The sequence below is a fragment of the Streptomyces saintjeani genome (assembly GCF_055409605.1).
On the sequence record NZ_CP189624.1, the window covers coordinates 6,164,808 to 6,178,565 of the forward strand.

Here is a 13,758-nt window from a genome sequence, read left to right on the forward strand (position 1 = left end):
GGTCGTCTCATTCCTCGTCAATCTGTCTCGCATGTCGGGACGGCTGTCGGAATACAGGATGACCGGATCAAGTTGGTCAAGTGAATCAACCCCGCCGTCACCACACTCCGCCCGGTCAACCCGACCGGTCCGGTCGATCGAGAGGCCCCCACCGATGCGTCAACCGTCCGTCATAGCCCGCCGCGTGGCCGCGGCGTCCGTCAGCCTGGTCGTGGCAGCGGGTGTCGCCGCCTGCGGGCCGGAGGACAACGACGCCAAGGGCTCCTCCGGCGCCGACGCAACGCCCCACAAGGGCGGCACCCTCTCGGTACTCAACGCCAACCCCCAGAAGAACCTGGACCCAGCCCGCCTCTACACCTCCGGCGGCGGCAACGTGCCGTCCCTGCTCTTCCGCACGCTCACCACCCGCAACCGCGAGAACGGCGCCGAGGGCGCGAAGGTCGTCCCCGACCTCGCCACCGACACCGGCCGTCCCAACAAGGACGCGACCGTGTGGACGTACACCCTCAAGGAGGGCCTCAAGTACGAGGACGGCACCGCGATCACGACCGCCGACATCAAGTACGGCATCGAGCGCTCCTTCGCGCCCGAGCTGTCCGGCGGCGCCCCCTACCTGCGGGACTGGCTGGTCGGCGCCGCCGGCTACCAGGGCCCCTACAAGGACCCCAAGGGCCTGGCCGCGATCGAGACGCCGGACGCGCGGACCATCGTCTTCCACCTGAACAAGCCCGAGGGCGAGTTCCCCTTCCTGGCGACGCAGACGCAGTTCGCGCCGGTCCCGAAGGCCAAGGACACCGGCACCAAGTACGTCGAGCACCCCGTCTCGTCCGGCCCCTACAAGGTCGTCACGAACGAGAACAACGGCGAGCACGTCGTCCTGGACCGCAACCCCAACTGGTCGGCCGCGACGGACGCCGAGCGCAAGGCGTACCCGGACAAGATCGACGTACGCTCCGGCCTCGACTCCGCGGTGATCAACCAGCGGCTGTCCGCGTCCCAAGGGGCGGACGCCGCCGCGGTCACCACGGACACCAACCTCGGCCCGGCCGAACTCGCGAAGGTGACCGGCGACAAGAGCCTCGCCTCGCGCGTGGGCACCGGTCACTTCGGCTACACGAACTACATCGCCTTCAACCCGAAGGTGAAGCCGTTCGACAACCCGAAGGTGCGCCAGGCGATCTCCTACGCCGTCGACCGCTCCTCCGTGATCAACGCGGCCGGCGGCTCCGCGCTCGCCGAGCCCGCCACCACCTACCTGCCGAACCAGAAGTCCTTCGGCTACACGCCGTACGACCTCTTCCCGGCCGGTGCGACGGGCAACGCCGCCAAGGCCAAGGAACTGCTGAAGGAGGCGGGCCACCCGAACGGGCTGACCGTCACGCTGACGCATTCCAACGACAAGAACCCCGAGACCGGCCCCGAGATCGCGACCGCGATCCAGGACGCGCTCAAGAAGGCCGGCATCACCGTCAAGCTCCAGGGTCTTGAGGACAACGACTACTCCGACACGATCCAGAGCGTGAAGACCGAGCCGGGCCTCTTCCTCGCCCACTGGGGCGCCGACTGGCCCTCCGGCGGCCCCTTCCTCGCCCCGATCTTCGACGGCCGCCAGATCGTCACGGACGGCGCGAACTTCAACTCCGCCCAGCTGAACGACAAGTCCGTCAACGACGAGATCGACGCGATCAACAAGCTCACCGACCTCGACGCCGCCGCCAAGCGCTGGGGCGCCCTCGACAAGAAGATCGGCGAGCAGGCGCTGACCGTCCCGCTGTTCCACCCCGTCTACAAGCGGCTTGTGGGCAAGGACATCAAGAACGTCGTGATCAGTGACTGGACGGGTGTCCTGGACATCTCGCAGGTCGCGGTCAAGTAGTCGATACACACAATCAACGACGATCAAGCAATCAACATGAGTCAGGCACTCCACGCCCCCCAGGCCCCCGGGACGGACACCGCCGTCCCGGGGGCTTCGGGTGCCCGTCAGTTCTGGCGGCGGCTGCGCGCGCAGCGGGCCGCCATGGTCGCGGCGGCTGTCGTCGCCCTGCTGGTCCTGGTCGCGCTCGCCGCGCCCCTCCTCACCGCCCTGGAGGGCCAGGACCCCACCACCTACCATCCCGACCTGGTCGATTCGGCGCGCGGCGGCGTGCCCCTCGGCTCCTTCGGCGGCGTCAGCGCCGACCACTGGCTCGGCGTCGAACCGCAGACCGGCCGCGACCTGTTCGCCCGCCTCGTCTACGGCGCCCGCGTCTCCCTCGGCGTCGCGCTCGCGGCGACCGTCGTGCAGGTCGTCCTCGGCGTCGTCGTCGGCGTCACGGCCGCGCTCGGCAACCGATGGGTTGATCAACTGTTGAGCCGGATCACGGACATCATCGTCGCGATGCCGCTGATCATCATGGCGCTGGCCCTGCTGGCCGTCGTACCGGCCAGCTTCCCGCGCCCGGTGCTCGTCTCGCTCGTCATCGGGTTCGTCGCCTGGGGCACGATCGGGAAGATCGCCCGCGCGCAGACGCTCAGCCTCAAGGAGCGCGACTACGTGGCCGCCGCCCGGCTCAGCGGCTGGAGCACCTGGCGGATCGCCCACCGGGAGCTGCTCCCCGGGCTCGCCGCGCCGGTCATCACGTACGCCGCGCTGATGGCGCCCGCCAACATCGCCATCGAGGCCGCCCTGTCGTTCCTCGGCGTCGGCGTCAAACCGCCCACCCCCTCCTGGGGACAGATGCTCACCTCCGCCAACGTCTGGTACCAGACCGCCCCGCAGTACCTGCTGCTGCCCGCGGGCGCCCTGTTCGTCACGGTGCTGGCCCTCATGGTCCTCGCCGACGGCGTCCGCACCGCCCTCGACCCGCGCGCGGCATCGCGCCTGCGCGTCGGGACGGGCCGCAAGCAGGAGGCGAAGGCCGAGACCGCCAAGGGGGCCGCGCAGTGAACGGCCTCATCGGATTCCTCCTGCGCCGCGCGGTCGGCGTCGTCCTCACGCTGATCGCCCTCTCGGCGGTCATCTACGTGGTCTTCTACGTCACCCCGGGCAACGTCGCCCAGATCACCTGCGGCCCGCGCTGCTCGCCGGAACAGGTCCGCCAGGTCTCCGAACAGCTCCACCTCGACGACCCGCTCTACCTGCGCTACTGGGACTTCCTCCAGGGCATCGTCGTCGGCCACGACTACTCGACCGGCACCTCTGTCGAACACTGCTCGGCGCCCTGCCTCGGCATGTCGTACCAGACCGGCCAACAGGTCACCGAGACGATCCTCGGCAAGCTCCCGGTCAGCCTGTCGCTGGTGTTCGGCGCGATGGTGCTGTGGCTGATCCTGGGCGTCGGCACGGGCGTGCTGTCGGTGTGGCGGCGCGGCCGGTTCACCGAGCGCGCGCTGACCGGCGTCACCCTCGCCGGGATCGCCATGCCGGTCTTCGTCATCGGCCTCCTGCTGATGATCGTCGTCTGCGGACAGCTCGAACTGCTGCCGTTCCCGCAGTACGTCAACTTCTCCGACGACCCCGAACAGTGGGCGTGGAACCTCCTCCTGCCATGGCTCACCCTCGCGCTCGCGGAGGCCGCCTACTTCGCGCGCCTGACGCGTACGTCGATGCTGGAGACGCTCGCCGAGGACCACATCCGCACCTTCCGCGCGTACGGCGTCGGTGAGCGGGCGATCATCGGACGGCACGCCCTGCGCGGCGCGCTCGCGCCGGTCATCGCCCTCAACGCCAACGACTTCGGCAGCGCGATGGGCGGCGCGGTCCTCATCGAGACGCTGTTCGGGCTGCCCGGCATCGGCCAGGAGCTGGTCCACGCGGTCAGCGTCGTCGACCTCCCGGTCGTCGTCGGCATGGTCCTGGTCATCGGGTTCTTCGTGGTTCTCGCCAACGCCGTCGCGGACGTCCTGTACGCGGTGGCCGACCGGAGGGTGGTGCTCGCGTGAGCCTCGTGGAAGTCAGTGACCTCACGGTCGAGTTCGGCGCCCTGAAGGCCGTCGACGGCCTCTCCTTCACCCTCCAGGCGGGCGCTGCGCTCGCTCTGGTCGGTGAATCGGGCTCCGGCAAGTCCACGGTCGCCTCGGCGCTCCTGGGCCTGCACAGGGGCACTGGGGCGCGTGTGGGCGGCTCCGTGACCGTCGCCGGGACGGCCGTCCAGGACGCCTCGGACGACGAGCTGCGGCGGCTGCGCGGCGGGAAGGCGGCGATGGTCTTCCAGGACCCGCTGTCGTCCCTGGACCCGTACTACGCGATCGGCGACCAGATCGCCGAGGTGTACCGCGTGCACACGCGTGCCACGAAGCGTGCCGCACGCGCGCGTGCGGTCGAGGTCCTGGAACGCGTCGGCATCCCGGACGCGGCCCGCCGGTCGCGGTCGAGACCGCACGAGTTCAGCGGCGGCATGCGCCAGCGCGCGCTCATCGCGATGGCCCTCGCCTGCGAACCGGACCTGCTGATCGCCGACGAGCCCACCACGGCCCTCGACGTCACCGTCCAGGCCCAGATCCTCGACCTGCTGCACACGCTGCGCGAGGAGACCGGCATGGGCCTCCTGCTGGTCACCCACGACGTCGGCGTGGCCGCCGAGAGCGTCGACGACGTCCTCGTCATGCGCCACGGCAGGCTCGTCGAGCGCGGCACGGTCGGGGACGTCCTCGGCGCTCCGAAGGACGCGTACACGCGCGAGCTGCTCGGCGCCGTCCCGCGCGTGGACGTACGCCGCACGGTCTCCGGGGCGACCGACGACGTCGTCCTCGAAGCCACCGGCCTGCGGCGCGAGTTCGGGCGCGGCAAGAAGGCGTTCACGGCCGTCGACGGCGTCTCCCTGACCGTCCGCCGGGGCGAGACCCTCGGGGTCGTCGGCGAGAGCGGCAGCGGCAAGACCACCCTGGGACGCATGCTGGTGGGCCTTCTGAAGCCCACGGCCGGCGAGATCCGCTACGACGGACACGCGCACACGCGCGTGGACCCCTCCGTCCAGATGGTCTTCCAGGACCCCGTCTCCTCCCTCAACCCCCGCCGCACCGTGGGCGAGTCGATCGCCGACCCCCTGCGCGCGCGAGGCGAGAGGGACGAGAAGGCCATCCGCGCGCGGGTGACGGAGCTTCTGGAGCGCGTCGGCCTCGAAGCGGACCACTACGACCGCTATCCGCACGAGTTCAGCGGCGGACAGCGCCAGCGCGTCGGCATCGCCCGCGCGCTGGCCGCCGACCCGCGCGTGATCGTCTGCGACGAACCCGTGTCGGCGCTCGACGTCACCACGCAGGCGCAGGTCGTCGCCCTCCTGGCCGAGCTCCAGCGCGAACTCGGCCTCGCGCTCGTCTTCGTCGCCCACGACCTCGCCGTCGTCCGCCAGGTCAGCGACCGGGTGGCCGTCATGCGGCAGGGCCGGATCGTCGAGGAGGGGCCCGCCGACGAGGTGTACGACGCGCCGCGCGAGGACTACACGAAACAGCTCCTGGCGGCCGTACCGGCGCTCGATCCGGGCGTCGCCGCGCGCAGACGCGCCGAACGGCGGGAGCTGGCGGCGGCCTGAGCCGACCGAGCGCCCCAGGGTGTCACCCTGGGGCGCTTTCGTATGATTTTCGGCCCGTCGGTCGGTGACCGTGTGATCCCTTAGCGCGACAGAACGCGACCCGCACGGGAAAGTTACGACCGTTCACCCCTTTTGGTGGTGCGACGGACAACCGTCCACCGCACCACCGCCTTGTCCGCATACGTTCTTCCCGCTGTGAGCCGTCGGGTCAACGACGGCTCCCTGAACGGGAGATCGGGGGTGCGCTCGTGCGCATCGGACTGCTGACGGAGGGTGGCCGACCGCATCTGGGCGGTGACGCCGGACTCTGGTGCGACCGGCTCGTGCGCGGGCTCGGACAGCACGAGTTCGCCGTCTACACGCTCCACCCCGACGACCCCTGCGACGACGGCATCGTCCACGGCCGCCGTGCACGCGGGCGCTTCCTGGCCGCGTACGGCGAACTGGCCGCTGCCATCTGCTCCGCGTCCCCCTCCACCGCCGAGGCGGACCGTTTCAGCAACGCGCTGTACACACTCGCCGAACTCGCCCGCGACGAAGGCGGCCTGCCCGGCGCACTCCGCTCCGAACGGGCCGTACGCACCCTGGAACGTGCCTGCCGCGCGCCGGGCGCCCGACCCGCCGCCCACGAGGCCCGCGTCCCCGACCTGCTCGCCGTCGCGGACCGCCTGGAACGGGCCCTGAGGCCCCTGTCGCTGCCCTGGTACGACGCGGACGCCCTCGGGGCCGTCGACCTCTGCCACGCGGCCTCAGGCGGCGTCGTGGCCCTCCCGGGGCTCCTCGCCGGGCACTTCTTCGGGGTGCCGCTCGTTGTGACGGAGTACGGGGTGCGGTTGCGGGCGCAGTACCTGGAGAGCGCGGGGAGCGCGGAGGGGGAGGGGAGCGGGGGAGGCGCGCGCGAGAGAGACGGTGCTCACCGTGCGGGTGCCCCCGTACGCGCCCTGCTCGCCGCCTTCCACGGACGGCTCGCCGCCGAGGTGTACCGCGGGGCGGCGCGGATCACGCCCGGCAACGCGCATGCGCGCCGCTGGCAGGAGCGCTGCGGCGCCGACCCCGCCAAGCTGCGCACCGTCCACCCCGGGCTCGACGCCCGCCCCTTCGCCGAGGTCGGCGAGGCGCCCGACACCGCCGACCCGCGCACCCTCGTGTGGGTCGGCCGGATCGAGCCCGCCAAGGACCTGGTCTCCCTCCTGCACGCCTTCGCCGAGGTCCGCAGGCAGGAGCCCGGCACCCGGCTGCGCGTCGTCGGCACGCCCGCCGACGCCGAGGGCGCCGCCTACCTCGGCCACTGCCGCGCGCTGGCCGCCCAGCTCTTCCCCGACGAGGCCCCCGGCTCCTACGCCGTCGGCGACAACCCCGTCTCCTTCGAGGAACCCGGCGGCCCCGAACTCCCCGGCGCCGCCGAGGCGTACGCGGCGGGCGCCGTCGTCGTCCTCTCCAGCGTCGTCGAAGGGTTCCCCGACGGGCTCGTCGAGGCCATGCTCTGCGGGCGCGCCACCGTCTCCACCGACGTCGGCGCCGTCGTCGAGGCGATAGGCGGCACCGGGCTCGTCGTCCCTCCGCGCAATCCGCGGGCGCTCGCGGAGGCGTGCGTGGCACTCCTGCGCGACCCCGAGCGCCGTGCGCGCCTGGGTGCGGCGGCGCGGGCACGCGCGCTGGAGCTGTTCACCGTCGAGCAGAACGTCGCGACGTTCGACGCGATCTATCTGGACGTCGTGTCCCGGTGCCCCGTCCGGCGTGTCGTGGTCGGCGAGGACGGGGAGCCGATGCCGTTCGGCGTGCCCGCGGAGGCGCATCTGGCGGGGCGGTGGACGGGGCGCCGGGTGCCGGGGTGGGCGGTTGCGGGGGGCGAGGCGGCTGGGGTTGCCGGTGAGGGCGCGGTTGTTGAAGACGGGGCCTTCGAGGACGCGGTCTTCGAGGGGGCCGAAGCCGTAGGCGGGGCCGGGGGCTGCGGGGGCGCGAGGTCCGGGGCGCGTGCGGCCGTTCAGGGGACGGCTGCGGCGCGGGCCGAGGGCGCCTCTCGGGGTGACGGGAGCTGTGGGGTGTACGCCGTGCCCGTGGGGGTGGGTTCGGGGCCCGCGTGTACGGCGGTTTCGGTGGTGGAGGGGGTCCTGTGAGCGGGCTGGAGGGGCTCGACCGGCCCGGGACGCCGGGGAGTGCGGGGGCGTGGGACGAGCGGTCGCTGGAGTGGACCGGGCACGCTCCGGGGGAGCCGGGGCGTACGGCGCTGGGCGAGTCTCCGGCGTCGCGCGAAACCGTCGTCGCCACAGGGCCTCGGCGTACCGGCGTCGACCCCGTCAAGGCCCTGCTGCACCGCCACCGGGAGCTGTGCGAGCGCGCGGTGGACCCCCTGGAGATCGCCGCAGGACTGGAGGCGCAGGGATTCACCGACCGGGACGCCGCGCGACTGCGCCACCGGGATGTCTTCTCGCTCGCCGAGGAGATGTACGCGCGCGTGCCGAGGGAGAACGCGACAGAGCGGGCGCCTTCCCAGCGCCTCCCCTCACCCGCCCGCCCCGCGTGGGCGCTGCTCAGCCTCCTCCCGGGCGCCCTGTGCGCCGCGACGGTCGCCGGGCTGCACCGCACCTCCGGCACCGAACGGCAGGCCGTCCTCGGCATGGGCGTCCTCGCCGTCGCCCTCGCGCTGCGCGCCGTACTGCGCCACGGCCCGCTGAGCCCGCGCCGGCGCCCCCGCCCGGTGCCGCACCGGACCACCTCGGCGGCCTGCTGGCTCCTGCTGTACGCCGCTGTCGGCGACGGCTTCCTCGCCGCGACCGTCACCGGGGGCCCCGACAGCCCGCCAGGGCTCACCCCGGACGCCCCCTGGCCGCTGACCGCCGCGCCCCTGCTGACCCTCGCCCTGGCCTGCGCGCCCGCCGCGTGCTGCGCCCACCTCCTCGCCGTCCGCGCGGGCCGCAGACTGTGCGGCAGCCGCGGCCTGGAGGAGTTCGCCAGAGCCGTACGACCGCTGCTGCTCGGCACGGCCGCCCTGTACACGGCCGCCCTCACAGGTCTCACTGCGCTGTGCGGCGCGCTCCTGGGCGAACCCGCCGAGTACGCGCGCGTGGTCCCCCTCGGCCTGCTGCTGTTCCTCGCCCGCCTCCTCACGATCCACGGCTTCACGCACGCCCCCGCGGTCGTCCTGTCCGCCGCTGCCGCCGCCCTGGCCCTCGCGCCGGCCACCGTCCTCGCGGGCCGCCTCCCCGGCTGCGACGCCCTGTCCGTCCCGGTCGACACCCTGGTCACCGCCTGGGGCCCCGCCGCGCTCCCCGCCCTCACCGCCACGGCCGCCGCCGCGACCCTCCTGATCCACACGGCCCGCACCCTCACGAAGGCGTCGGCCCACGCGCGGACGGACCGGCCGTGCTGAGCGCCCACCCGGCGAACCCGGCACCCGCACCGAGCTCCAGCGTTCCGCACGCCCTGCTCCCCGGCTCCCCCCGAGGCCGCCCCCGGCGTGCTTCGGACGCGTCGTTCCCCTGTCCGCCGTACGGCCGCGCCGGTGTCGGCCGTGTCATGGCGGCCGGACGGTGCCTCGCCCCCGTGCACGGCCCTCGTCGGCCGCCCCCCACGCGCGTGGCGAGCGCGCCCCACCACCCCGCCGCGGGCAACCGCACCACCCTCGAAGGAGAGACCAGATGACCACGCCTCGACCCGGAGCGACCCGCTCCCTGCACTTCCTGGGGGCGGCGCGATGAGGGTTCTGCTGATCGGAGCCAACGGATACCTCGGCCGGTTCGTCGCGGACCGGCTGCTCGCCGACCCGGCGGCGCAGCTCACCGCGCTCGGGCGCGGGGACGACGCCGACGTGCGGTTCGACCTCGCGTCCGGCAGCCCGGGGGCGCTGACGCGCTTCCTGGACGCGGTCCACCCCCAGGTCGTCATCAACTGCGCGGGCGCCACACGCGGCGGCGCGAAGGAGCTGATCCGGCACAACACGGTCGCCGTCGCCACCGTCTGCGAGGCGCTGCGGCGCAGCGGCTGCGGCGCGCGCCTGGTACAGATCGGCTGCGGCGCCGAGTACGGCCCGAGCCAGCCCGGCTCGTCGACGGCGGAGGACGCCGTCCCGCGCCCCGGCGGTCCGTACGGCGTGAGCAAGCTCGCCGCGACGGAACTCGTTCTCGGCTCCGGCCTCGACGCGGTCGTGCTGCGGGTGTTCTCCCCGGCCGGCCCCGGCACGCCCGCGGGGAGCCCGCTGGGCCGCCTCGCGGAGGCGATGCGCCGCGCGATGCAGTCCGGCGACGGCGAGCTGAAGCTCGCGGGCCTCGCCGCGCAGCGCGACTTCATCGACGTCCGGGACGTCGCCCGCGCGGTGCACGCCGCCGCGCTGTCCGCCGCGCAGGGCGTCATCAACATCGGCTCCGGCCGCGCCGTACGCCTGCGGGACGCCGCCGCGACCCTCGCGCGGGTGGCCGGGTACGGGGGCGCGCTGCACGAACTCGACGTCCCCCCGGGCCCGATGCGGGCGGCCATCGGCCACCCCCGGCACGAGCACGACCCCGCCGCGCCGGTCGCGTACCCGTACCCGGACGGCTGCGGGAGCTGGCAGCAGGCGGACGTGCGCACCGCGCGCGACCGGCTCGGCTGGCGGCCCCGGATCAACCTGGAGGAGTCCCTCGCGGACATCTGGATGGAGGCCGCGTGCCGCATGTGACCGGGGCGAGCACCGGGGTGCGCACCGGCTTCGGCGTCCCCGGGTTCGCGCATCCCCTGCTGGCGCCGGGCGAGTGGGGCGAACTCGCCCGCCCGGGCACGCCGTTGCACTGGGCCGTCCTGGACGTCGCCGACGGCCCCGGGACGCGCCCCGACCCGCACTGCCTGGAGGCCGCCGGCCGGCTGCGCAACGCGGGCGTGCGCGTCCTGGGCCGCCTCGACGCCGTACACGGCACCCGCGCGCGGGGTGACCTCCTCGACGACGCGGGCCGCTACGCGAGCTGGTACCGGGTCGACGGCTTCCTCCTGGACCGCTGTCCCGCCGAGCGCGCCGGACTCGCGGGCACGGGCCTGCTGGCCGTCGCGCTGCGGGAGTTCGCCGACGACGCCCACCTGGTCCTCGGCCACGGCACCCACCCGCACCCCGGGTACGCCGAGCACGGCGACCAGCTGGTGACCTTCTCCGGGGCCTGGAGCGACTACCGCTGGTCGCAGGTGGCGGAGTGGACGGCCGAGTATCCGCCGGAGCGCTTCTGCCACTTCGTGCACGGGGTGCCCCGCGGGCATCTCGACGAGGCTCTGCGGGTCGCGCGCTGGCAGGGTGCGGCGACCATCTGGTTCACCGACCGTTCCGAGCGGGGCGGCCGGGACGACCCCTGGGAGACCCTGCCCGGCTACTGGGACGAGATCGTCTCGCGGATCGGAACAGGTGTCTCGGAATGAAGAAGTGCGTGGCAGTGTTACGGGGAGAACAACTGTAGTGATTGACCGACCAACGGAGTCCCCGTGTCGCTGCCACCCCTGGTCGAGCCGGCCGCCGAGCTCACCGTAGACGAGGTCCGCAGGTACTCCCGCCACCTGATCATCCCCGACGTGGGGATGGCCGGGCAGAAGCGGCTGAAGAACGCGAAGGTGCTCTGTGTCGGCGCCGGCGGCCTGGGCTCGCCGGCGCTGATGTACCTGGCCGCGGCCGGTGTCGGCACGCTGGGCATCGTCGAGTTCGACGAGGTCGACGAGTCCAACCTCCAGCGGCAGATCATCCACAGCCAGGCTGACATCGGCCGCTCCAAGGCGCAGTCCGCGCGGGACTCCGTCCTCGGCATCAACCCGTACGTGAACGTGATCCTCCACGAGGAACGGCTCGAAGCCGAGAACGTGATGGACATCTTCGGTCAGTACGACCTGATCGTCGACGGCACGGACAACTTCGCGACCCGCTACCTGGTCAACGACGCGTGCGTGCTGCTCAACAAGCCGTACGTGTGGGGCTCCATCTACCGTTTCGACGGCCAGGCGTCGGTCTTCTGGTCCGAGTACGGCCCCTGCTACCGCTGCCTCTACCCGGAGCCCCCGCCGCCGGGCATGGTCCCCTCCTGCGCCGAGGGCGGCGTCCTGGGCGTGCTGTGCGCGTCCATCGGCTCCATCCAGGTCACCGAGGCCATCAAGGTCCTCACCGGCACCGGTGAGCCCCTCGTCGGCCGCCTGATGATCTACGACGCCCTGGAGATGCAGTACCGCCAGGTCAAGGTCCGCAAGGACCCGGACTGCGCGGTGTGCGGCGAGAACCCGACGGTCACCGAACTCATCGACTACGAGGCGTTCTGCGGCGTCGTCTCCGAGGAGGCCCAGGAGGCCGCTCTCGGCTCGACGATCACCGCGAAGCAGCTCAAGGAGTGGATCGACGAGGGCGAGAACATCGAGATCATCGACGTCCGCGAGCAGAACGAGTACGAGATCGTCTCCATCCCGGGCGCGAAGCTGATCCCGAAGAACGAGTTCCTCCTCGGCACCGCCCTGGAGTCGCTGCCCCAGGACAAGAAGATCGTCTTGCACTGCAAGACGGGTGTCCGCAGTGCGGAAGTCCTCGCCGTCCTGAAGTCGGCCGGCTTCTCCGACGCCGTCCACGTCGGCGGCGGTGTCATCGGCTGGGTCAACCAGATCGAACCGCACAAGCCGGTCTACTGAGACCGCTCCCGCTCCCCGACGGCGGGGGCCTCGCCCACCACGCGTGGGGGAGGCCCCCGCCGCCGTCATGAGCAGACCTTTCCGTCCCGTGGCACCGTGCCGTCCAGCAGGTAGGCGTCCACCGTCGAGTCGACGCAGTCGCTGCCGCTGCCGTACGCGCCGTGTCCCTCGCCCTTCCAGGTGAGCAGCACCCCGACCTTCTCGCCCAGTTCGTCGGCCATCTTGCGCGCGCCCTCGTACGGGGTCGCCGGGTCGCCCGTGTTGCCGACCAGCAGGATCGGGGCCGCGCCCGGCGCGCTCACCTCCGGGGTCTCGTACTGGCCGGCCACCGGCCAGTCGTGGCACCAGCCCGCGCTGTCCCAGGCGAGGTACGGGCCGAAGACCGGGGAGATCCTCTCGAACTCCGGGAGGACCTTCCGTGTCTCGTCCGCCGTCGGACGCTGCTTGTCGTCCAGGCACGAGATGACCCGCTGGGAGTGGCTCGACGTCCCGTAACGCCCCGAGGAGTCGCGCTCGTTGTAGGCGTCGGCGAGCATCAGCAGGCCCGAGCCGTCGCCGTCCTCGGCCTCCTCCAGCGCGCGGGTGAGGCTCGGCCAGGCGGACTCGGAGTACAGCGGGGTGACGATGCCGGTGACCGCGAGCGTCTGGGTGAGCCTGCGGCCGGAGGACGCCGGCAGCGGGTCCGCGTCCAGTCTCTCCAGCAGGTCCGCGATCTTCCGGGTGCCCTCCTTCGGGTCCTGCCCGGTCGACTTCAGGTAGTTGTCGAGCGCCAGCTGGAAGCCCTGGGCCTGGTTGCGGGCGTGGCCCACCGCGTCGGCGGCCGGGTCGACCACCGCGTCCAGGACCAGCCGGCCCACGTTCTTCGGGAACAGGTGCGCGTAGACACCGCCGAGTTCGGTGCCGTACGAGACGCCGAAGTAGTACGTCTTCGCGTCGCCCAGGACCTGGCGCATCAGGTCCATGTCGCGGGCCGTGTCGGTCGTCGACACGTGGGCCATCAGCTCACCGGCCGCCTTCTCGCAGCCCTGCCCGAAGCTGTCGGCGTCCTGGAAGAACGCCCGCTCCTCGGCGGGCGTGTCCGGCGTGGCGTCCACGGTCTCGGCGGCGGCGATCTCCTTGTCGTCGCGGCAGCGCACGCCCTCGCTGCGGCCCACCCCGCGCGGGTCGAAGCTCACCAGGTCGTAGCGCTCGCGCAGCGCGGTGTAGTCCGGGGCGAACGACGGCAGGGAATCGACGCCCGAGCCGCCGGGACCGCCGAAGTTGAACAGCAGCGAACCGATCCGCTCGTCCGTCGATCCGCTCGACTTCGTCCGCACCAGCGCGACGTCGATCGTCCGCCCCTCCGGCCTCGACCAGTCGAGCGGCGCCTTCATCGTCGCGCACTGCCATGCGCCGCCCGGCGCCGAACTCCCCGTGCAGCGCCGCCAGTCGAGCTTCTGTCCGGTCAGGGGGACGGGGAGCCCGGACGCCGGGGGAGCGTCCGCCGCCGGCGCCTTCCCGCTGTCGTCCGCCTTCCCCTTCGACCCGCCACCACACCCGGCCACCACCAGCGCCGCGATCGCTCCCAACGCGGCCCACCGTACGATTCGCGCCATCGCGCACCCCCGCTTTCGCGCCGCCCGATCCG

At 72.8% G+C, this 13,758-nt stretch carries 10 protein-coding genes; 9 read left to right on the top strand and 1 reads right to left on the bottom strand.

What is annotated here, in order from left to right; translation table 11 throughout:
- Nucleotides 1–154 precede the first annotated feature (154 nt).
- From ACQCO7_RS28290 to moeZ, 9 genes are all read left to right on the top strand, one after another.
- Entirely contained in the window at nt 155–1,876 is a 1,722-nt protein-coding gene (locus ACQCO7_RS28290) for an ABC transporter substrate-binding protein (protein ID WP_464074448.1), read from the top strand.
- 36 nt (nt 1,877–1,912) lie between these two features.
- Nucleotides 1,913–2,929, top strand: coding sequence for an ABC transporter permease (locus tag ACQCO7_RS28295; protein ID WP_464074449.1), 1,017 nt, complete (start codon nt 1,913–1,915; stop codon nt 2,927–2,929).
- Nucleotides 2,926–3,924 (top strand): ABC transporter permease, encoded by a 999-nt coding sequence (locus ACQCO7_RS28300; RefSeq protein WP_464074450.1) that lies wholly within the window; start codon nt 2,926–2,928, stop codon nt 3,922–3,924. Before ACQCO7_RS28295 ends, ACQCO7_RS28300 begins: the two co-directional genes overlap by 4 nt.
- Complete coding sequence (locus ACQCO7_RS28305) at nt 3,921–5,513, top strand: dipeptide ABC transporter ATP-binding protein (protein WP_464074451.1); 1,593 nt, start codon at nt 3,921–3,923, stop codon at nt 5,511–5,513. The genes ACQCO7_RS28300 and ACQCO7_RS28305 overlap by 4 nt, the downstream gene beginning before the upstream one ends.
- A 248-nt stretch (nt 5,514–5,761) precedes the next feature.
- Nucleotides 5,762–7,630 carry a glycosyltransferase gene (locus ACQCO7_RS28310; protein ID WP_464074452.1) on the top strand — a complete coding sequence of 623 codons (1,869 nt, stop codon included), beginning with the start codon at nt 5,762–5,764 and terminating at the stop codon, nt 7,628–7,630.
- Nucleotides 7,627–8,883, top strand: coding sequence for a hypothetical protein (locus ACQCO7_RS28315; RefSeq protein ID WP_464074453.1), 1,257 nt, complete (start codon nt 7,627–7,629; stop codon nt 8,881–8,883). Before ACQCO7_RS28310 ends, ACQCO7_RS28315 begins: the two co-directional genes overlap by 4 nt.
- A gap of 324 nt (nt 8,884–9,207) precedes the next feature.
- Complete coding sequence (locus tag ACQCO7_RS28320) at nt 9,208–10,167, top strand: NAD-dependent epimerase/dehydratase family protein (RefSeq protein ID WP_010350480.1); 960 nt, start codon at nt 9,208–9,210, stop codon at nt 10,165–10,167.
- Nucleotides 10,155–10,889: a spherulation-specific family 4 protein gene (locus tag ACQCO7_RS28325; RefSeq protein ID WP_464074454.1), complete on the top strand. Its 735-nt coding sequence runs from the start codon at nt 10,155–10,157 to the stop codon at nt 10,887–10,889. The genes ACQCO7_RS28320 and ACQCO7_RS28325 overlap by 13 nt, the downstream gene beginning before the upstream one ends.
- 63 nt (nt 10,890–10,952) lie before the next feature.
- Nucleotides 10,953–12,131 (top strand): adenylyltransferase/sulfurtransferase MoeZ, encoded by a 1,179-nt coding sequence (gene moeZ / locus ACQCO7_RS28330; RefSeq protein WP_464074455.1) that lies wholly within the window; start codon nt 10,953–10,955, stop codon nt 12,129–12,131.
- A gap of 65 nt (nt 12,132–12,196) precedes the next feature.
- Here the strand turns inward: moeZ and ACQCO7_RS28335 are convergent, their stop codons facing one another.
- Complete coding sequence (locus ACQCO7_RS28335) at nt 12,197–13,726, bottom strand: alpha/beta hydrolase (protein ID WP_464074456.1); 1,530 nt, start codon at nt 13,724–13,726, stop codon at nt 12,197–12,199.
- Nucleotides 13,727–13,758: the final 32 nt, after the last annotated feature.